Source organism: Pseudomonas sp. 5.2 (assembly GCF_059025405.1).
Map to the genome: position 1 here is coordinate 142,984 of NZ_JBYBHH010000011.1, position 18,978 is coordinate 161,961.

17 protein-coding genes and 1 riboswitch are annotated in these 18,978 nt (G+C 62.9%); of the genes, 10 read left to right on the top strand and 7 right to left on the bottom strand.

The annotated features are described in order from the left end of the window. Nucleotides 1–140 precede the first annotated feature (140 nt). Together mqo and AC5PZ0_RS17985 are read right to left on the bottom strand one after the other, a co-directional pair. On the bottom strand, nt 141–1,646 hold the full coding sequence (mqo, locus tag AC5PZ0_RS17980; RefSeq protein ID WP_099452910.1) for a malate dehydrogenase (quinone): 1,506 nt from the start codon (nt 1,644–1,646) through the stop codon (nt 141–143). 604 nt (nt 1,647–2,250) lie between these two features. Continuing rightward, nucleotides 2,251–2,484 carry a hypothetical protein gene (locus tag AC5PZ0_RS17985; protein ID WP_493855434.1) on the bottom strand — a complete coding sequence of 78 codons (234 nt, stop codon included), beginning with the start codon at nt 2,482–2,484 and terminating at the stop codon, nt 2,251–2,253. A 144-nt stretch (nt 2,485–2,628) separates the two neighbouring features. On the opposite strand from AC5PZ0_RS17985, the gene AC5PZ0_RS17990 reads away from it, so the two are divergent. After that, on the top strand, nt 2,629–3,213 hold the full coding sequence (locus tag AC5PZ0_RS17990) for a YajG family lipoprotein (protein ID WP_085274100.1): 585 nt from the start codon (nt 2,629–2,631) through the stop codon (nt 3,211–3,213). Nucleotides 3,214–3,282: 69 nt separating this feature from the next. Here the strand turns inward: AC5PZ0_RS17990 and AC5PZ0_RS17995 are convergent, their stop codons facing one another. Further along, a complete protein-coding gene (locus tag AC5PZ0_RS17995; RefSeq protein WP_027594455.1) occupies nt 3,283–3,489 on the bottom strand; it encodes a hypothetical protein in 207 nt (68 codons plus the stop codon). A 160-nt stretch (nt 3,490–3,649) separates the two neighbouring features. On the opposite strand from AC5PZ0_RS17995, the gene AC5PZ0_RS18000 reads away from it, so the two are divergent. Further along, nucleotides 3,650–3,910, top strand: a complete 261-nt coding sequence (locus AC5PZ0_RS18000) for a hypothetical protein (protein ID WP_493855435.1) — start codon at nt 3,650–3,652, stop codon at nt 3,908–3,910. A 32-nt stretch (nt 3,911–3,942) separates the two neighbouring features. Here the strand turns inward: AC5PZ0_RS18000 and AC5PZ0_RS18005 are convergent, their stop codons facing one another. Continuing rightward, nucleotides 3,943–5,112, bottom strand: a complete 1,170-nt coding sequence (locus AC5PZ0_RS18005; RefSeq protein ID WP_099428322.1) for a 1-acyl-sn-glycerol-3-phosphate acyltransferase — start codon at nt 5,110–5,112, stop codon at nt 3,943–3,945. Between the two features lie 121 nt (nt 5,113–5,233). Here AC5PZ0_RS18005 and AC5PZ0_RS18010 point away from each other — a divergent pair, with 121 nt between their 5' ends. The 4 genes from AC5PZ0_RS18010 (at nt 5,234) to AC5PZ0_RS18025 (ending at nt 7,239) form a co-directional block, all read left to right on the top strand. Then, nucleotides 5,234–5,419: a CPXCG motif-containing cysteine-rich protein gene (locus tag AC5PZ0_RS18010; protein WP_027594452.1), complete on the top strand. Its 186-nt coding sequence runs from the start codon at nt 5,234–5,236 to the stop codon at nt 5,417–5,419. Beyond that, entirely contained in the window at nt 5,419–5,679 is a 261-nt protein-coding gene (locus tag AC5PZ0_RS18015) for a putative signal transducing protein (protein WP_027594451.1), read from the top strand. The genes AC5PZ0_RS18010 and AC5PZ0_RS18015 overlap by 1 nt, the downstream gene beginning before the upstream one ends. Before the next feature lie 15 nt (nt 5,680–5,694). Beyond that, a complete protein-coding gene (locus AC5PZ0_RS18020) occupies nt 5,695–6,315 on the top strand; it encodes an SOS response-associated peptidase (RefSeq protein ID WP_085274099.1) in 621 nt (206 codons plus the stop codon). 108 nt (nt 6,316–6,423) lie between these two features. Beyond that, nucleotides 6,424–7,239, top strand: coding sequence for a M48 family metallopeptidase (locus AC5PZ0_RS18025; protein WP_027594449.1), 816 nt, complete (start codon nt 6,424–6,426; stop codon nt 7,237–7,239). A 128-nt stretch (nt 7,240–7,367) separates the two neighbouring features. Here the strand turns inward: AC5PZ0_RS18025 and AC5PZ0_RS18030 are convergent, their stop codons facing one another. The 3 genes from AC5PZ0_RS18030 to AC5PZ0_RS18040 all read right to left on the bottom strand — a co-directional run bounded on the left by AC5PZ0_RS18030 (nt 7,368) and on the right by AC5PZ0_RS18040 (nt 10,240). Beyond that, nucleotides 7,368–7,949 (bottom strand): TMEM165/GDT1 family protein, encoded by a 582-nt coding sequence (locus AC5PZ0_RS18030; RefSeq protein ID WP_264313979.1) that lies wholly within the window; start codon nt 7,947–7,949, stop codon nt 7,368–7,370. A 112-nt stretch (nt 7,950–8,061) separates the two neighbouring features. After that, nucleotides 8,062–8,181, bottom strand: a riboswitch (yybP-ykoY riboswitch). A 39-nt stretch (nt 8,182–8,220) separates the two neighbouring features. Then, nucleotides 8,221–9,219, bottom strand: a complete 999-nt coding sequence (locus AC5PZ0_RS18035) for a methyltransferase (protein WP_186681749.1) — start codon at nt 9,217–9,219, stop codon at nt 8,221–8,223. Nucleotides 9,220–9,274: 55 nt separating this feature from the next. Further along, nucleotides 9,275–10,240 carry a 2-hydroxyacid dehydrogenase gene (locus AC5PZ0_RS18040; protein WP_099428324.1) on the bottom strand — a complete coding sequence of 322 codons (966 nt, stop codon included), beginning with the start codon at nt 10,238–10,240 and terminating at the stop codon, nt 9,275–9,277. Between the two features lie 217 nt (nt 10,241–10,457). Here AC5PZ0_RS18040 and AC5PZ0_RS18045 point away from each other — a divergent pair, with 217 nt between their 5' ends. The 4 genes from AC5PZ0_RS18045 (at nt 10,458) to AC5PZ0_RS18060 (ending at nt 18,877) form a co-directional block, all read left to right on the top strand. Further along, nucleotides 10,458–12,140: a fatty acid--CoA ligase gene (locus tag AC5PZ0_RS18045; protein ID WP_238214489.1), complete on the top strand. Its 1,683-nt coding sequence runs from the start codon at nt 10,458–10,460 to the stop codon at nt 12,138–12,140. Nucleotides 12,141–12,472: 332 nt separating this feature from the next. Continuing rightward, complete coding sequence (locus AC5PZ0_RS18050) at nt 12,473–14,359, top strand: DUF1302 domain-containing protein (protein ID WP_027594444.1); 1,887 nt, start codon at nt 12,473–12,475, stop codon at nt 14,357–14,359. Between the two features lie 25 nt (nt 14,360–14,384). Continuing rightward, the gene (locus AC5PZ0_RS18055; RefSeq protein WP_265970037.1) at nt 14,385–15,749 is read left to right on the top strand and encodes a DUF1329 domain-containing protein; all 1,365 of its coding nucleotides are present in this window, start codon (nt 14,385–14,387) and stop codon (nt 15,747–15,749) included. A 410-nt stretch (nt 15,750–16,159) separates the two neighbouring features. After that, a complete protein-coding gene (locus AC5PZ0_RS18060; RefSeq protein WP_454242518.1) occupies nt 16,160–18,877 on the top strand; it encodes a winged helix-turn-helix domain-containing protein in 2,718 nt (905 codons plus the stop codon). Nucleotides 18,878–18,978: the final 101 nt, after the last annotated feature.

An 18,978-nucleotide genomic window follows, 5' to 3' on the forward strand; every position in this document is an offset into this window, starting at 1 on the left:
GGCAAGCCCGCTCCCACAGGTATTGCACCGCTCTCAAGATCTGTGAAAAACCTGTGGGCTTGCCCATGAAGAGGCCGGCACAGGCCAAAACGCAGGCACAAAAAAAACGCCCCGAGGGGCGTTTTTTCGTTTCAGCCAGCTCAGGCGTAATGCTTGGCCGGGCTGTCTTCCACCAGTTCCAACGCGGCATCGTTGTCGGCACTGATCTTGTTGTACAGCGCGGCATCGGTTGCCAGGACCTTCTCGCGAGCGGGGAAGATTTCCTTGAGCTTGGCAGCCCAGGCACCTTTGGCCTGCTCGGGGAAGCAACGCTCGATCAGTTCCAGCATGATCGAAACGGTTACCGAAGCGCCCGGCGATGCGCCGAGCAGTGCGGCCAGGCTGCCGTCCTGGGCCGAGACCAGCTCGGTACCGAACTGCAGAATGCCGCCCTTTTTCGGGTCTTTCTTGATGATTTGCACACGTTGGCCGGCCACTTCCAGGCGCCAGTCTTCGGCTTTGGCTTGCGGGTAGAAGCGGCGCAGCGATTCCAGGCGCTGTTCCATCGACTGCATCACTTCGCTGACCAGGTACTTGGTCAGGTCCATGTTGTCGCGGGCCACGGCCAGCATCGGGCCGATGTTGCCCATGCGCACCGACAGTGGCAGGTCCATCAGCGAACCATGCTTGAGGAACTTGGTGGTAAAGCCTGCGTACGGGCCGAACAGCAGCGAGGTCTTGCCGTCTACCACGCGGGTGTCCAGGTGCGGCACCGACATCGGTGGCGCGCCGACCGCAGCCTGGCTGTAAACCTTGGCCTGGTGCTGTTTGACGATTTCCGGGTTGTCGCAACGCAGCCATTGGCCGCTGACCGGGAAGCCGCCGAAGCCTTTACTCTCGGGGATGCCCGACAGTTGCAGCAGCGGCAGGGCCGCACCACCGGCGCCGAGGAACACGAAGCGCGCGTCGACTTCACGGCTGCCGCCGCTGTTGACGTCCTTGATGCTCACGGTCCAGCCGCTGCCGTTACGGCGCAGGCCGACGACTTTCTTGCTGTACTTGACCTGCGCGTCGGGCGAGTCGCCCAGCAGCTTGAGCAGTTTGTTGGTCAGTGCGCCGAAGTTGACGTCGGTGCCTTTCGCCACGCGGGTGGCGGCGATGTGCTGGTCGGCCGGGCGGCCGGGCATCATCAACGGCATCCAGTCGCTCATCACGGCCTTGTCTTCGGTGTATTCCATCTCGGAGAAGGCATGATGCTGCTTGAGCAGCTCGAAGCGCTTCTTGAGGAAGGAAACACCCTTGTCACCTTCGACGTAGCTCAGGTGTGGGACAGGGTTGATGAAGGCACGCGCCGAGCCGAAGTTACCCTTCTTGCTCAGGTAAGCCCAGAACTGGCGCGAGACCTCGAACTGGGTATTGATGTGCACGGCCTTCTTGATGTCGATGCTGCCATCGGCGGCCTGGGGCGTGTAGTTAAGCTCGCACAGGCCAGCGTGGCCGGTACCTGCGTTGTTCCAGGGGTTGGAGCTTTCCGCGGCCCCGGAGTCCATCGCCTCGACGACCTCCAGCTTGAGGGTCGGGTCGAGCTCCTTGAGCAGTACGGCCAGGGTGGCACTCATGATGCCCGCGCCTACCAGTACTACATCAACCGATTCGTTCTGCGCCATTTAACGCGTCTCCACAATCTACAGCTACCTAATTGACAGCATAGGATCCCTGGGTTCGCCAGGATCGCCATGTCCGACTTTTCGCAGTTCTTGCAACTTCCGCGGACACCGCCAATCAGTCTTCGGGTTCGGGTATTGAACCCCGATTGCCACGGGTGCGGCAATTCGACTTATGGTCAAGGTGTCGTGCGTGCGTTATGGAACGGCCTCAGACACTCATCCGGGATGAGCGCAGTTGCCGCCTGTTCAGGGCTGTTCGGGACACATCTGCCGCTTTTGCACATGCCAGACTGTTCATTTGCTCGCCACACTCTCGTGAAGTTGTGAAAAACCGTTTTTTCACGCTCTTTTGGAGACGTGAACCTCAAAAGGGGACTGCGCGATGGCAACCCACAGGTTCATGCAGTGCGAAGGGCCGGAAAAGCAGGCACGACAGCCGATGCAAGACCTGAGTGGAAGGCTCTCTGTGGGCGAAGCGGTGAAGGTGCCGGGGTCAAGCGGCAAATGCGGGGCCCGATCAGGAGACGTCCTTATAATCGGGGGGAGATTATAGCGATGTCGCGGGCAGAAAGGTCGTTATTCGTGGTTTTTATTGCAGCGTTTGTCAGGCCGGCAGGCTGCGCTGATGCCAACGGTTGTTTGCGCGGGCGCAAACCCGGGCGCTGGCGGGCAGTTGGCGGCCCAGCCAGGCGAGTTGCACTTCATTCACCTGGACCCAGCCGCTGGCGCTGGGTGGCTGGCTGCAGTGCTTGAATGCCAGGCATTTGCCCTCGGCGTCGAGGCAGGCATAGGGGAGGTGGCGCGGGCGTTGGAAGAGCAGTGTCCAGAGCGAGGCCATGGCGGTGAGTCCTGTGTGTTAGGGCTGGGCCAAGGATAACGGCGGGGGCATGAAACGATTGTGACAGCGCGGTCTTGGCGATGACTGGCCTGTGCGAGGCTGGGTATACTGTGGGCCTTAGCCGCATTTTCTGGAGAAACGCGCATGTTGCAACGTCTGTTGTTCGGTTTGATCGCGGTGGCCAGCCTCAGCCTGGTCGGATGTGCCCACAGCCCGCAACAACTCAGCCCGCAACCCAAGCTCACCGCCCAGCTCGCACCTGTCGGCCACGGTCAGCCGGTGGTGGTCAAAGTGGTTGATGGCCGGGCTTCGCAGTCCCTGGGCACGCGCGGTGGCATGTACCCCGAGACCAGCACCATCAGTGTCAGTGGCAATGATGTGCTGCCCAAGCTGCAGGCCCAGGCCGAAGCCGCTGTGCGCCTGCTCGGTTTCACCCCGACGGCGAATGCCTACAATGCCCCGCAGTTGACCGTGACCCTGGCCGAGCTTAAGTACCAGTCGCCCAAGGACAACCTGTACGTGACCGAGGCCACCATCGGTGCCACCTTCCGTGCCGACGTGGCCAACGCCAACCGCCGTTACAGCGGCCGTTACGGTGCCTCGCTGGACCAGCGTTTCGGCATGGCGCCGAACCAGGAAACCAACACCAAGCTGGTCAGCGACGTGCTGAGCGACGCCCTGACCCGCCTGTTCAAAGACCCGACCATCGGGCAAGTACTGGGCGAATAAGCGTTCAGCCCCGCTAAAACAAGCCCGCTGCCTGGCTGACAGGCAGCGGGTTTGTTTTTTTGGGGGGCTTCAGGCCGCCTGGATGTGGAAGTCCAGCAGGCTGAAACCGGTGGCCACATCCACCTCCGGCAAGTCCTGATGCGCGTGCCCACCCAGCGCGCAATAGACCAACCACTGGCGGTCCTGCACATTGATGGCAAAACCGTCGATCAACGCCTGCTGTTCGTCGCTCTGGGCTACGAGATAGAGGCGGTCCTGGTTTTCGGCGTGCAGCATGAACAAGCTCCGGATCGGGAAAAGGCCGACAGCGTGGCCTGTTCTGATGACGAACCTGTGACAGATGAAATTTAGTGACACTTTGTCGCCGAGCCCGAGCGCCCACGCCGGACTTGGGTAGAATGCCGGCCTTTGCCGTCCTTCAAACCGAGGTTGTGTAATGTCGTTGCAAGTGCTCTGGGGGTTTCTGGCCGCCCATCCCACCAAGCTGATCAACCTGCTGGCGTTGCTGATGACGTGCCCCGGCGGGATGCTGCTGCACAGCGCGCGGCGGCGCGAGGTTTTCACGCGGGAAAGCCTGGCGGTGGATGAGGGGGTGGTGGATGCGTTTGACCTGAGGGTGCCGCGTTACTTCTATATTCTCGGTTTTTCGTGCCTGGCCATGGCGCTGCTGCTGTCCTGGTTCAGTACCTGGGTGTGAACCCTTGGGGCTGCAAAGCAGCCCCAGGTTGATCAGGCAACTGGCGCCTGCTGCTTGACTTGGTACTGGTTGCGCACCGGCGTCGCGTACTGCAACACCAGGTACGGCCGCTGTTCTTCAGGGCAAGCCTCCAAGCGACGCTGCCATTCTTCCTTGGCACGCGCCAGCTCTTCGCCTGGGAACACCTTCTCGGCGCTCGGCACTTGCAGTGCCTCATCTTTCTCGTCCCACATCGCGTAGGCCAGGTAGTGCACCGGGAACAACCGGTAGCCACCGAGGACCTGCCGGTCGATTTCGGCTGCCAGCTGCTTGGTGTCCTCGAAGTACTCGGTCACCGGCGCGGCAAAGTTGATGTGCACCCGGCCTTTGTAGCCGGTGATGCCCTTGGCGATGCTGTTGTCGTCCTCGCCCGGCGCCTTCTTGTAGGTGCCGGTGGTGGCGCGGATGTACAGCTCGCGGGCCTTGGCCTGGTCGCAGGGGTCGTACTCGTAGCTGATCGAAACCGGCGTCAGGTTCAGGCTTTGAATGACCGCACCGAAAGGCTCGTCCTTGCGGCTCATGTGGAACATCTTGAGGATCGCCGAGTCGGTACGGTCGTCGCCGTCCTTGGCGCGGCCTTCGGCCTGGGCGATCCAGATCGATGCGCCATCGTTGCGGATCGAATGGTTGATGTAGGCCGAGAGCAGTTGGTAAGCCGCCAGCTTCTCGCGACGACCGCTGAGCGAGCGGTGCACAATGAAGCTCTTGTTCAGGCGCATCATGTCGCTGACGAAGGGTTTTTGCAGCAGGTTGTCACCGATGGCGATGCGCGGGGTCGGCAGGCCGGCGTGGTAGACGGCGTAGTTGACGAAGGCCGGGTCCATGACGATGTCGCGGTGGTTGGCCAGGAACAGGTACGCGGTGCCGGCCTTGAGTTGCTCGACGCCCGAATAGGTAACGCCGTCGGTGGCGCGCTCGATGGTCTGGTCGACGTAGTATTCGACTTTGTCCTGCAAGGTCGACACGCACGTAACGCCGGCGAATTCCTTGCGCAGGCGGCGGGCGATCAGTGGCTTGAGCAGCCAGCCGAGTGGGGCGGCAGCACGCGGGAAGCGGAAGTGGGTGAGGATATCGAGGAATGCCGGGTCGCTGAGCAGGCGTGCCAACACGGCAGGGACCTCAGCATCGTCGTACGGTCGGATGGCATCGAATTCGCCCATCATGCTCTCTTGTTGGAAACGGCTAGGGTAATAGGTAGGGACGGGGTTCGAAAAACGGCTCGAACACGCACAGGCCCTGTAATCAGACCGGCAATTATACGCATAAGTCACCGTGGAGGCCGCGATGCTGGAAACTGACTTCTATGATTGCCCGTATTGTGGCGAACGGGTGGAAACCACTGTCGATATCTCCAGTGGCGACCAGGTCTATACCGAGGATTGCCAGGTCTGTTGCCAGCCAGTGGTGTTCATCCTGCAGGTGCACGGTGACGAATGGATGCTCGAAGTCAGACGCGAGGACGATGCCTGATGCAACGGATCTACGAACCGGAAAGCCTGCTGGAGGCTGAAATGCTGGTGGGCATGCTGGCCAGTGAGGGCATCTCGGTGCACCTGGTCGGCCGCGACCTGGTGGGTGCTGCCGGTGAGCTGCCGATGCAGGGTTTGCTGGGGCTTGCCGTGCCCGACGAGCAGGCCGAGTACGCACGGCAGCTGATCGATGCGTACAATGATGCCCAGCCACTGGTTGGTGACGAACCGGAGAGCTATCCCGGTACCTTGATCTGCTAGGTAAAAGATTCGCCCATGTGTGGACGTTACGCCCTGTTTCGCTGGCCCCAGGCCCTTGCCAGTCTGCCGGGCTTCCCCGTCGGCCAGCCGGCACAATGGAATATCTCGCCCGGTGCGTCGGTGTTGATCCAGCGCCAGGTCGACGGCGAGCATGGCTTGGCCAAGGCACGCTGGGGCCTGACGCCAGCCTGGCTCACTGACCTTTCCCGCACGCCTGCCCATGCCCGAGCAGAAACCCTTGCCGAACAGCCGATGTTCCGCGAAGCGTTTCGCCAGCGCCGCTGCCTGATGCCGGCCAATGGCTTTTATGAATGGCGCGGTACGGTGCGCAAACGCCCCTACTGGCTGACCCCAGGGGAGGGGTCGTCACTGTATTTTGCGGCGGTGTGGGAGGCCTATCCGGTGCAGGACCAGGTGTGGCTGAGCTGCGCGGTGGTGACCCAAGCAGCCATGAACCAGCGCCGGCCGTTGATTCTGGACGAGGCGGGGCAGGCGGCCTGGCTGGACCCTGATACGCCGATCACACGCCTGCAGGAACTGCTGGCCAGCCCCCCGGCTACGCTGCGTGAGCGGGCGTTGGCAAACTTCGTCAACGACCCGAAACTGGATGCACCGGAGTGCCTGACGCCGGCCTGACGCCGGCCAGAACGCGCGGCCGTGCAGCCGGTAAAATTCTTCCCTGCGGCTATGGCGGGCCCAGGCGACTAAGCCTAGGATACGCCGCATGTAAAAGGGAGTGTTTCCATGCGTAAGTCATTTGTTGTCAGTGTGTTGAGTGCCGGTATCCTGCTGGCAGGCTGCCAGGCGGTGAATACCACCAGCGGCGGAGCCGTCGGTGTCGAGCGCAAGCAGTACATGTTCAGCATGCTCTCGACCGATGAGGTCAACCAGATGTACGCCCAGTCCTACCAGCAGACCCTCGGTGAGGCGTCGAACAAGGGCGTGCTGGACAAATCCAGTGCCGATGCCAAGCGCGTGCAGGTCATCGCTGACCGGTTGATCGCCCAGGCGCCGAAGTTTCGCCCGGATGCCGCCCAGTGGAACTGGGAAGTCAACGTGATCAAGAGCGACGAGCTCAACGCCAACTGTGGCCCTGGCGGCAAGATCATCGTGTACACCGGCCTGATCGACCAACTCAAGCTGACCGATGCCGAGATTGCTGCGGTGGTCGGTCACGAGATCGCCCACGCCCTGCGTGAGCACAGCCGCGAAGCCATGTCCAAGGCCTATGGCGTGGAAATGGCCCGTCAGGGTGCGGGTGCCATCTTCGGCCTGGGCCAAAGCAGCATGGCCATGGCCGACACCGTGGTGAACTACGCCATGACCTTGCCCAACAGCCGTGCCAATGAGAACGAGGCGGACCTGATCGGCCTGGAGCTGTCGGCACGTGCCGGTTACGACCCGAATGCCGCGATCACCTTGTGGAACAAGATGAGCAAGGCTTCCGAAGGCGCGCCGCCTGAGTTCATGAGCACTCACCCGGCGTCCGAAAGCCGTATTGCCTCGTTGCAGGCAGCGATTCCGAAGGTGATGCCGCTGTATCAGGCTGCCAAGAAGTAATCTGCGTCACCTGTAGGAGCAGCCTTGTGCTGCGAAGAGGCCGGTGACAGCGCCGAAGGTCTGCTGTGCTGTTACTGGCCTCTTCGCAGCGCAAGGCTGCTCCTACAGGTCAGCCTACCCAGCAACTATCAGCCCACCCAGCCACTGGCCTTCATCGCCGAATACACCGCCACCACCGCCAGCACGGCGAACGCGGTAGCCGCCAGTCGGCGAATCAGGGTCAACGGCAGTTTGTCTGCCGCAAAGTTACCCGCCAATACCACCGGCACGTTGGCAATCAGCATGCCCAGCGTGGTGCCGATGATGACCATGATCAGGTGCGGGTATTGCGCGGCAAGCATGACTGTCGCCACCTGGGTCTTGTCGCCAATCTCGGCCAGGAAAAACGCAATCAGCGTGGTGAGGAACGGGCCGAAGCGACGCGCAGGGTTTTCATCGTCATCCATCTTGTCCGGCACCAGTGTCCACAGCGCCGTGGCAGTGAAGCTGGCGGCCAGGATCCAGTGCAGCGCCGAGTCGCTGAAGAACCCGCCGACCCACGCACCCACGGCGCCCGCGGCGGCATGGTTGGCCAGGGTAGCGGCGATGATGCCGGCGATGATCGGCCAAGGCTTGCGGAAGCGAGCGGCGAGAATGAGCGCGAGCAGTTGCGTCTTGTCGCCGATTTCGGCGAGGGCAACGATGGCGGTGGGGACCAGCAGAGATTCCAGCATCAGGTTTCCTACGGGGGCGGGTCGACACGGCTATGACACGTACAGCCTTCCCGCCCCGGGTAAGGTGTGCGTGTCATAGGTCTTGTCAAACCGCGGATCCGTCTGTGCGGATCTCTCTATGCAGGCTCTGCATAGTGGGTCGCACGCGCCATGGCCTGTGGGCCAAGTATGTTGACGCGTGCCGGGCGAGCTGGGTGCTCGCGGGAGACTACTCCCCTAGGACGGTGCGGATTCTGCCTAGCCGAAGCGGTTTCGGCAAGCGCTGTTTTTAACCGCGTGTTGCCTGGTAGATCCGGAAACCGTCCGCCTCGGCGCGTACCTGGCAGTTACCCAAGGCCCCTTCGATCAGTGGCTGGTAGCGCAGGAAGCTATTGGCAACAAGGCGCATTTCGCCGCCTTTTCGCAGATGAACGCCGGATTTTTTCAGCAAATTCTCTGAAGCCTGGTAATTGGTGTGCACGCCGGTATGAAACGGCGGATTGCTCAGGATCACGCTCAGGTCGGCAGGGGCCGCGTCGATGCCATCACCGCTGATCACTTCACCTTCCAGGCCGTTGGCGGCCAATGTCAGGCGGCTGGCTGCCACGGCAAACGCGTCCACGTCGAGCAGGGTCAGCCGGCTTTGCGGGTAGCGGCGTTTCACCGTGGCGCCCAGCACCCCGGCACCGCAACCGAAGTCCAGCACATGCCCGCTTGGCAGGCCATCCAGGTGCTTGAGCAGCAGGGCGCTGCCGCGGTCGAGGCGGCCGTGGCTGAACACGCCCGGCAGGCTGACCACTTGCAGTGGGCCATCCTCGAGGTCGAGTTCGAAGCGCTCGGCCAGGCTTTCCAGCGGCGTGGCCGCAGGCGCGTGGTCAACGGTCACCTGCCACAACTGGCAATGCCGGGCGCTGTCGAGCTTGCGCGGTTTGCCAAAGGCCTGCAGTTGCTTCGCCGCGCCTTCGATGCCGCCGCGTTTCTCGCCGACCAGGTACAGCTCGCGCCCGGCCAGGCGCGAGGCCAGGGCGTTGAGCAGGTAGGCGGCCAGCTCGCGGGACTTGGGCAGGAACAGCACAGCGCTGTCGAAGGCCACGGGGGGGGCTTCGACACCATAATGGCTGCGGCCAGCGAAGCGGCCCTCGAGCATGGCCTGGTCACCGGCATGCCAGGTCCAGCCATGGGCCATGGGCAGGTGGCCGAGCAGGTCGTCGGCGGGCGCGCCGGCGAGCAGCAGCGGGCCTTGGAACAGGTCCGCCTGGCGGAGCAACACTTCACTGCGCGGGTCCATGGACGACGCCTCCTGTAAAAAAAGTCGCGCAGTGTAGCAGAGGCTAACGCTGCGCTCAGCTGACCACGCGGCGTGGCTGACCGGCGAAATAGGCCTGGGCATTCTCGCTAAGCTGGCCGACGATGCGCTGGCGCGACTCCACCGCACCCCAGGCACTGTGCGGGGTGATGATCAGGCGCGGGATATCGCCTGCCAGCAGCGGGTTGCCGTTGACCGGTGGCTCGACGCTTAGCACGTCAGTAGCGGCGCCACCCAGGTGGCCTTGGCGCAGGGCGTCGGCCAAGGCCTGCTCGTCGATCAAGCCACCCCGTGCGGTATTCACCACCAGGGCGCCGGGCTTGAGCAAGGCCAGCTCACGGGCTCCGATCATGTGCCGGGTATGCTCGTTCAACGGGCAATGCAGGGTCAGCGCGTCCACTTGCGGCAGCAGGTCTTCCAGGGGCATGCGGTCGGCGCGCTCCGGGCGGCCGGGGATCTGCCCGCTCAAGACGCGCATGCCGAAGGCTTCGGCCAGGCGCGCCACTGCGCCGCCCAGTTCGCCATGGCCGAGCAGGCCGAGGGTCTTGCCCTCCAGCTCGACGATGGGGAAGTCCAGCAGGCAGAACTGGCTGGCCTTGGCCCACTGGCCGTCGGCCACTGCCTGGTTGTAGTCGCACAGCCGCGTGGCCAAGGCCAGCAGCAGGGCGAGGGTATGCTGGGCCACCGACGGCGTGCCGTAGCCCTGGCAGTTGCACACGGTGATGCCTTGGGCGCGGGCCGCCGCCAGGTCGACATTGTTGGTGCCGGTGGCGGCCACCAGGATCAGCTTGAGCTGCGGGTTGGCCGCAAGGGTCGCGGCATCCAGCATGACCTTGTTGCTGATTACCGCAACGGCGCCCTGCAGGCGTTCGGCAACCTGCTCCGGACGGGTGGCGGCAAACAGCTCGAATGCGTCGAACTGGCCCCGCAAAGGGGACAGGTCGAGGTCACCCAAGTCCAGTGACTGGTGATCGAGAAACACGGCGCGACGCGAGCTGAGCATGGGGTTCTCCGGTGGCAGGACGGGAAATGGGCCATCAACTTCGGGGGCACTGTCCGAAGCGGTTGAGCGCAGTGTCTAGCCCGCGGTTACCGCGCGTCAACGCCTGCCACTCATACCTTGCCGGTCCAAATCATTCCTTCGGCTGATTTGACCGTCACATTCAGCTACTACAGTAGATCCAGACTTGTCCGGCCCGTTTTTCAGAAAAGGGATACCCATGTTGCAGACCCGCATCATCAAACCCGCCGAAGGCGCCTACGCCTACCCCCTGCTGATCAAACGCCTGCTGATGTCCGGCAGCCGCTACGAGAAAACCCGCGAGATCGTCTATCGCGATCAGCTGCGCCTGACTTATCCACAGCTCAACGAGCGTATCGCGCGCCTGGCCAATGTGCTGACTGAGGCCGGGGTCAAGGCCGGTGACACGGTGGCGGTGATGGACTGGGACAGCCATCGCTACCTGGAATGCATGTTCGCCATCCCGATGATCGGCGCGGTGGTGCACACCATCAACGTGCGCCTGTCGCCAGAACAAATCCTCTACACCATGAACCACGCCGAAGACCGCGTGGTGTTGGTCAACAGCGACTTCGTCGGCCTTTACCAAGCGATTGCCGGGCAGTTGACCACCGTGGACAAGACCTTGCTGCTGACCGACGGCCCGGACAAGACCGCCGAGCTGCCCAACCTGGTCGGCGAGTACGAGCAGTTGCTCGCCGCCGCCAGCCCGCGCTATGACTTCCCGGATTTCGACGAAAACTCGGTGGCCACCACCTTCTACACCACCGGCACCACCGGCAACCCCAAAGGGGTGTACTTCACCCATCGCCAGCTGGTGCTGCATACCCTGGCCGAAACGTCGGTCACTGGCAGTATCGACAGCGTGCGCCTGCTTGGCAGCGATGATGTGTACATGCCCATTACCCCGATGTTCCACGTGCATGCCTGGGGCATCCCATACGCCGCCACCATGCTGGGCATGAAGCAGGTGTACCCGGGGCGTTACGAGCCGGACATGCTGGTCAAGCTGTGGCGTGAAGAGCAGGTCACCTTCTCCCATTGCGTGCCGACCATCCTGCAGATGTTGCTCAATTGCCCGACCGCCCAGGGCCAGGACTTCGCAGGCTGGAAGATCATCATCGGCGGCAGCGCGCTCAACCGCTCGCTGTATCAGGCGGCCCTGGCGCGTGGTATCCAGCTGACTGCCGCGTACGGCATGTCCGAGACCTGCCCGCTGATCTCGGCAGCGCACCTGAACGATGAGCTACAGGCGGGCAGCGAGGACGAGCGTGTCACCTACCGGATCAAGGCCGGTGTGCCGGTGCCGTTGGTCGAGGCGGCGATCGTCGACGGCGAGGGCAATTTCCTCCCGGCCGATGGCGAGACCCAGGGCGAACTGGTGCTGCGCGCGCCCTGGCTGACCATGGGTTACTTCAAGGAGGCGCAAAAGAGCGAGGAGCTGTGGCAGGGCGGCTGGCTGCACACCGGTGATGTCGCGACCCTCGACGGCATGGGCTACATCGATATCCGCGATCGCATCAAGGACGTGATCAAGACGGGCGGGGAGTGGATATCCTCGCTCGACCTCGAAGACTTGATCAGCCGCCATTCGGCCGTTCGCGAAGTGGCGGTGGTGGGGGTCGCCGACCCGCAGTGGGGCGAGCGGCCGTTTGCCCTGTTGGTGGTACGTGATGGGCAGGCCATCGATGCCAAGTCACTCAAGGACCACCTCAAGCCTTTTGTCGAAGAAGGGCACATCAATAAATGGGCGATTCCAAGCCAGATCGCCGTTGTTACTGAAATTCCCAAGACCAGTGTCGGCAAACTCGACAAGAAACGCATCCGCCAGGACATCGTCCAGTGGCAGGCCAGTAACAGTGCGTTCCTTTCTACCCTGTAAACCCCGTGCGGGTCGTGGACGACAGAACACGACCCGCAGGCTAGAGAGCTCGGCGCCTTGCCAAACAGGAAAAATGCGCCATGCTTCAGCACGGCCAGCACGTAACCCGAAAAACCTCGTAGCGAGTTGGCGGCACGGAGCGCAAATCACACTTTAGAGGGATCAAGCGCCTGTGCCTTGCTGGCTATAGTCGAGGCCAGGAGATTTTCAGGAATGGGGGAGGGCGACACGCGCAAGCCGTGTTGCCGCAGGTGCAAACCTGCACACCGGTCCCACGGACCGTTTCTGAAAGGACTCACTGCCATAACAAAAAAGTACATGGAGTAGCGTCGATGAAATCTGCAAACCTGTTCTGGCGCCGGGCCAAGTTGCCCTTGGCCGTCAGCCTTGCTTCCACGCTCGCAAGTCCTGCTTTCGCTGTCAGTTTCAACATAGGTGAAATCGAAGGGCAGTTCGACTCGTCGCTCTCCGTTGGCGCCAGCTGGTCGACCGCCAGCCCGAACAAGAACCTGATCGGGGTCAACAATGGCGGCAAGGGGCTGTCGCAGACCTCTGATGACGGCCACCTCAACTTCAAGCGTGGCGAGACCTTCTCCAAGATCTTCAAGGGCATCCACGACCTGGAGCTCAAGTACGGCGACACCGGGGTGTTCGTGCGTGGCAAGTACTGGTATGACTTCGAGCTCAAGGACGAAAGCCGCCAGTTCAAGGACATCAGCGACTCCAACCGCAAGGAAGGCGCCAAGTCGTCCGGCGCCGAACTGCTCGATGCGTTCGTCTACCACAACTATTCGATTGGCGACATGCCAGGCTCGGTGCGCCTGGGCAAGCAGGTTGTCAGCTGGGGTGAGAGTACCTTCATCGGCGGTGGTATCAACTCGATCAACCCGATCGACGTGTCCGCGTTCCGCCGCCCTGGGGCCGAGATCAAGGAAGGCCTGATCCCGGTCAACATGTTCTACATCTCCCAGAGCCTGACCGACAACCTGTCGGCCGAGGCCTTCTACCAGATCGAATGGGACCAGACCGTCGTCGACAACTGCGGCACGTTCTTCTCGCAGCCGGACATCATTGCCGACGGCTGTACCGACAACCTGCGCGTGCTCAACAGCAGCCGCACAGTACCGGGCGCGGCCCAGCAGTTCCTCGCCACCCAGGGCGTTAACATCAACGAGGAAGGCGTGATGGTGCGCCGCGGGGCCGACCGTGATGCGCGTGACAGCGGCCAGTTCGGTGTGGCGCTGCGCTACATGTTCGACCCGCTGGACACCGAGTTCGGTGCCTACTTCATGAACTACCACAGCCGTGCGCCGATCTTCAGCGCCACCGGTGCCCCGCCCTCCGTGTTCGCTGGCCTAAGTGCCCTGCCGGCACAGTTGCGCGCGCTGGCACCGCTGATCGTGGCCGGTAACTCCGAGTACTTCGTCGAGTACCCTGAGGACATCCGCCTGTACGGCCTGAGCTTCTCCACCACGCTGCCTACCGGTACCGCCTGGAGTGGTGAAGTCAGCTACCGCCCCAACGCGCCTGTGCAGCTCAATACCACCGACATCCTGTTCTCCGGTGTACGCCCGATTGGTGGCGCCCTGAGCAACGCTTCGCTGCTCTCCGGTACCCCTGGCCAGGACCTGCACGGCTACCGCCGCAAGGAAATCACCCAGTTCCAGACCACCCTGACGCACTTCTTCGACCAGGTGATGGGCGCCAGCCGCATGACCGTGGTGGGCGAGGTGGGGGTTACCCATGTCGGCGGCCTGGAAAACGCCCACGAAACCCGCTACGGCCGCGACCCGGTATTCGGCCCCGGCCCACTGCCGGCCACAGGTGGCGCGGACACCTGCCAGGCGCTCAACGCCAGCACCATCGCAGGCGCGGGTGCCGGTGCATCGACCACCAACCTGAATCGCAAGTGCGAGAACGACGGCTACACCACCAGCACTTCCTGGGGTTACCGCGGCCGGGTCATCTGGGACTACAACGACGTCTTCGCCGGGGTCAACCTCAAGCCGAGCGTGGCCTGGTCGCATGACGTTTCCGGCTACTCGCCCGGCCCTGGCGCCAACTTTGAAGAAGGCCGCAAGGCCGTCAGCCTGGGCCTGGACGCCGAGTACCAGAACACCTACACGGCGAGCCTGTCGTACACCAACTTCTTCGACGGCAAGTACAGCACCGTGGATGACCGCGACTTCGTCGCCCTCAGCTTCGGCGTGAACTTCTAAGAATACTGATCCAGGACGACACGACATGAACAAGACCAGAAGTCTGCTGCAAGCCGGTGTGCTGGGCCTGTCCCTGCTGGCGACCAGTGTCATGGCAGCAGTGTCTGCCGATGAGGCGGCCAAGCTGGGCAGCACCCTGACCCCGATGGGCGCCGAAAAGGCCGGTAACGCCGATGGCTCGATCAGTGCTTGGCAACCGCTGTCGAAAACAGCGGGCAGCGCTGATGCCAAGGGGTTCCTTTCCGACCCGTATGGCAGCGAAAAGCCGCTGTTCACCATCACCGCGCAGAACGTCGACCAGTACAAGGACAAGCTCTCGCCGGGCCAGGTGGCAATGTTCAAGCGCTACCCAGACACCTTCAAGATCCCGGTGTTCAAGACCCACCGCGGCTCCACCGTGCCTGACGATGTATTCGCCGCCATCAAGAAAAACGCCACCCAGACCACACTGGTGGAAGGCGGCAACGGCTTGAACAACTTCGATACGGCGGTGCCGTTCCCGATCCCGAAAAGCGGCCTGGAAGTGATCTGGAACCACATCACACGCTACCGAGGGGGCAGTGTCAGCCGCCTGGTTACTCAGGCTACGCCACAGCAGAACGGCTCTTTCAACCCGGTGTATTTCTCCGACCAGTTCGTCTTCCGCGACAAGATGAAGGATTACGACGCAAGCAACCCGGGTAATATCCTGTTCTACTTCAAGCAGGAAGTGACCGCGCCCGCTCGCCTGGCCGGGACCGTGCTGCTGGTGCACGAAACCCTCGACCAGGTGAAGGAGCCGCGCAAGGCGTGGATCTACAACGCCGGCCAGCGTCGTGTACGGCAGGCACCGCAAGTGTCGTACGACGGCCCCGGTACCGCTGCCGACGGCCTGCGTACCTCGGACAACCTGGACATGTTCAACGGTGCGCCAGACCGTTACGACTGGAAGCTGGAAGGCAAGAAGGAACTGTACATCGCCTCCAACGCCTTCAAACTGGATGACCCCAAGCTGAAGTACACCGACATCATCAAGGCCGGGCACATCAACCAAGACTTGTCGCGCTACGAGCTGCGCCGCGTCTGGCACGTGGTCGCAACCCTCAAGCCGGGCCAGCGGCACATCTACGCCAAGCGTGACTTCTACATCGATGAAGACACCTGGCAGGCCGCAGTGATCGACCAGTACGACGGCCGTGGCCAGCTGTGGCGCGTTTCCGAAGCCCATTCCCAGCCGTACTACAACAAAGAGGTGCCTTGGTACACCCTGGAAACCATCTACGACCTGCAGTCGGGTCGTTATTTGGCGCTGGGCATGAAGAACGAAGAGAAGCGTGCCTACGACTTCGGCTTCAGTGCCAGCAAGGCTGATTTCCAGCCCGCGGCCCTGCGCCAGGCAGGTGTACGTTGAACCGTTAAACGCCAACTCCGTGTGATCCCTAGAGCGCCCCGGCTTGCCGGGGCGTTTCTTTTTCCTGCTCCGGCGATGGTTTCAAGCCCTGTAGGAGCAGCCTTGTGCTGCGAAGAGGCCGGTGATAACAGCCAATATCACTGTGTTATCACCGGCCTCTTCGCAGCACAAGGCTGCTCCTACAGGTACTGCACTGGCCTTGAAAGCTACGCAATCCCTGTGGGCGCGGGCAATAAATCTGCTGAATACCCAACCAAACCCCCGCTCCAGCCCCTGTCCATCAGGGTTGTTGCTTTTTGTCGTAGTCTTTTACAGCCCTATTGTGCCCATCATCTTCAAATGCGCTGCATTACCCGCTAGTCTCGCAAACATCCGTACCGCCGTTGTCTTCCCTTCAGAACGAGCCGGCCATGACAGATCTGTCCCGTACGCATGGATTCGCCAGCCAGGCCCTAGGCCTGCTGGACGGGCGTTTCTTCCGGCCGCCGCTGCCGGACGGCCATGTGCCGCGTGCGCGGTTGTGTCAGCGTTTGCACGCCGGCCTCAATGGGCGGTTGCTGCTGGTCAACGCACCGGCGGGCTTTGGCAAAAGCTCGCTGGCCATCGAATTCTGCGAATCCCTGCCGGAGCACTGGCGCAGCCTTTGGCTTGGCCTGAGCCAGCGCGATGCCGACCCTGGCCGTTTTCTCGAGCGGCTGCTCGAAGGCCTGCAGCAGTACTGCCCTGCATTGGGTGGCCAAGCCATGGGCCTGCTGAAAATGCGCCAGCGCCACCAGCCCTTCGCGTTCGAGGAGTGGATCGACGGCCTGCTCGATGAACTCGCCCAATACCTGCAAGCCGATACGCCTCTGCTGTTGGTGCTGGACGATTACCATTTGGCCCAAGGGCCCGTACTCGACCGCTGCCTGCAGTTTTTCCTCAATCACTTGCCCAGTGGCCTGGTGCTGTTGATCACCAGCCGCCAGCGCCCGGACTGGCACCTGGCGCGCCTGCGCCTGTCGCGGCAACTGGTCGAACTCAACGAGCAAGAGCTGCGGCTGACACCCGACGAGTCACTGGCGGTAATCGGCCGCCAACCCACCGGCTTGCGCGGCCAGGCGCTGGATAACCTGATCCAGCGCAGTGACGGCTGGGTGGCCGGGCTGCGCTTCTGGCAGCTGGCCGCCAGCGAGTCCGGTGATGAGCAGGCTTTGCCCCACGCACTGCACGGTGGCGAGGGGCTGATACGCGACTACTTGCTGGAAGAAGTCATCGAGATCTTGCCGGCCGACGTGCAGGCCTTTCTCTACGACACGGCGTGCCAGGAGCGCTTCTGTGCCCAGCTGTGCGATGCCCTGCGCGACCGCCAGGACAGCGCCGATATCCTGCGCTTCCTGCAGGCCCATCAAGTGTTTCTGGTGCCTCTGGACGAGCACGGCCACTGGTTTCGTTACCATCACCTGTTCTCCGACCTGCTGCGAAGCCGCCAGGCCAGCGAACCGCCAGCGCGCCTGCACCTGCGTGCGTGCCGCTGGTTCGAGGCCCAGGGTTTGCTGGACGAGGCGGTTGAGCAGGCGCTGCGGGCCGGCCACCTGGACGTGGCGGCCGACCTGGTGCAGAGCCTCTCCGAGGAGCAACTGCTGGCCGAGCAGAACGTTGGCATGTTGCTGCGCTGGAAGATGGACCTGCCCGACAGCTTGCTGATCAGCACGCCGCGCCTGATCGTGCTGTACAGCTGGGCGTTGGGGCTGGCGTGCCAGCTGGATGCGGCCGAAGAACTGGCAAGCTACCTCAGCCGTTTTCTGCCTGCGCCCTCGGCGACCGCACAGAAGTCCATGCTGGCCCAGTGGCTGGCCCTGAGTGGGGTGATCGCGCGGGGGCGGGGGGATCGCGCGCGTACCCTGGCCTACTGTGGCGAAGCCTTGCAAAGCTTGCCGTGCAAGCGCTACGGCCAGCGCCTGGTGTGCCTGTCGACACTGTCCAACCTGGCCATCACCGATGCCGACTTCTGGCATGCACGCGGCTGGAACCGCGAAGCCCTGGAGCTGGCCCAGCGCGTCGGCAACCCGCTGTTCGAAGCCCTGGCTCATTACGATCGAGCACGGGTGCTGCATGCCCGGGGTGAAGTGTTGCGGGCGCTGGACGAAGTGCGCCAGGGCCTGCAGCGCCTGCAGGGGCTGTCGGGGCAGCGGTTGTACGCCGTACGGGCCAGGCTGACGCTCTACGAGGGTTACCTGCTGGTGTCGCGCCTGCAATCAGCCCAAGGCCGTGCGCGCTTGCGTGCGGGGCTTGGCGAAGCGCGTGCTTGCCGGGACATCAGCGTGCTGATCGGCCATTGCGTCATTGCCACGCTCGATGGCCGCGAGGGCCACTTCGCCGAAGCGTTCGCCGAGCTGGCCGAGGCGGAGCGGCTGATGCACATCTGGGATGTTCCACCGATCTACTACTTGGCCATGATTACCCTGGTGAAGTGCGAACTGTGGTTGGCACAAGGGCGCACCGATCTTGCCGAATCCTGGTTGCTGCGGCTGGGGCAGACCTACGGTGGCGAGCAACCGGCAGCAGCGCCGGAGTTCCACCCGCTATTACCCCTGCATATCGAACTGCAGCAGGCATTGCTCGAGCGTATCCAGTTGCGCACCGAGGCGTCGGTTCAGCGCCTGTCAGGGCTGGTCGAACGTGGCGTGGCCAGTGGCGGCATGCTGCTGGCCGTCAGTGCACTGTGCCAGTGGCTCGCCCTGCTGCTCGCTGAAGGCCGAGACGCGCAGGCTGCCGGGCTGCTGCCAAAGGCACTCGAGGCCGCCCAAGGCGGTGTCCTGCAACCGTTCCAACCCTTGCTCGAAAAACACCCGCAGTGGCTGCACGAGCAGCTTGCAGCGCGCTCGGCTTGCCCGGTCCAGGTCGAACTGCTCAAGCGCCTGCCTCCGTTACCTGCCGTCAGCAGTGGCAGTGGCGAGGCATTGAGTGGGCGGGAGCGGGCCGTGCTTGAGCTGATCGCCCAAGGCTGTTCCAACCAGCAGATCAGCGAACGGCTGTTCATCTCGCTGCACACCGTGAAGACCCATGCCAGCCATATCAACAGCAAACTGGGCGTCGAGCGCCGCACCCAGGCGGTGGCCAAAGCGAAGGCGCTGGGCCTGCTGGCCTGACAGTAGCCGCACCAGGGGTTTGCCCGCTAAAGTAATGGCTTGAGGCTATTACTGGGCCGTTGTTTAGCGCGCTGTGTGCTCTATCCTCATCTTTCCCGGCC

Bases quoted from the DNA above. Each gene is read 5' to 3' on its own strand.
- AC5PZ0_RS18000 (WP_493855435.1), top strand. From the start codon at position 3,650: ATGTCGTTGCAAGTGCTCTGGGGGTTTCTGGCCGCCCATCCCACCAAG.
- AC5PZ0_RS18045 (WP_238214489.1), top strand. From the start codon at position 10,458: ATGTTGCAGACCCGCATCATCAAACCCGCCGAAGGCGCCTACGCCTAC.
- AC5PZ0_RS18055 (WP_265970037.1), top strand. From the start codon at position 14,385: ATGAACAAGACCAGAAGTCTGCTGCAAGCCGGTGTGCTGGGCCTGTCC.
- AC5PZ0_RS18020 (WP_085274099.1), top strand. From the start codon at position 5,695: ATGTGTGGACGTTACGCCCTGTTTCGCTGGCCCCAGGCCCTTGCCAGT.
- AC5PZ0_RS18035 (WP_186681749.1), bottom strand. From the start codon at position 9,219: ATGGACCCGCGCAGTGAAGTGTTGCTCCGCCAGGCGGACCTGTTCCAA.
- AC5PZ0_RS17990 (WP_085274100.1), top strand. From the start codon at position 2,629: ATGTTGCAACGTCTGTTGTTCGGTTTGATCGCGGTGGCCAGCCTCAGC.
- AC5PZ0_RS18010 (WP_027594452.1), top strand. From the start codon at position 5,234: ATGCTGGAAACTGACTTCTATGATTGCCCGTATTGTGGCGAACGGGTG.
- AC5PZ0_RS18025 (WP_027594449.1), top strand. From the start codon at position 6,424: ATGCGTAAGTCATTTGTTGTCAGTGTGTTGAGTGCCGGTATCCTGCTG.
- AC5PZ0_RS18060 (WP_454242518.1), top strand. From the start codon at position 16,160: ATGACAGATCTGTCCCGTACGCATGGATTCGCCAGCCAGGCCCTAGGC.
- AC5PZ0_RS18050 (WP_027594444.1), top strand. From the start codon at position 12,473: ATGAAATCTGCAAACCTGTTCTGGCGCCGGGCCAAGTTGCCCTTGGCC.
- AC5PZ0_RS18040 (WP_099428324.1), bottom strand. From the start codon at position 10,240: ATGCTCAGCTCGCGTCGCGCCGTGTTTCTCGATCACCAGTCACTGGAC.
- AC5PZ0_RS17985 (WP_493855434.1), bottom strand. From the start codon at position 2,484: ATGGCCTCGCTCTGGACACTGCTCTTCCAACGCCCGCGCCACCTCCCC.
- mqo (WP_099452910.1), bottom strand. From the start codon at position 1,646: ATGGCGCAGAACGAATCGGTTGATGTAGTACTGGTAGGCGCGGGCATC.
- AC5PZ0_RS17995 (WP_027594455.1), bottom strand. From the start codon at position 3,489: ATGCTGCACGCCGAAAACCAGGACCGCCTCTATCTCGTAGCCCAGAGC.
- AC5PZ0_RS18015 (WP_027594451.1), top strand. From the start codon at position 5,419: ATGCAACGGATCTACGAACCGGAAAGCCTGCTGGAGGCTGAAATGCTG.
- AC5PZ0_RS18005 (WP_099428322.1), bottom strand. From the start codon at position 5,112: ATGATGGGCGAATTCGATGCCATCCGACCGTACGACGATGCTGAGGTC.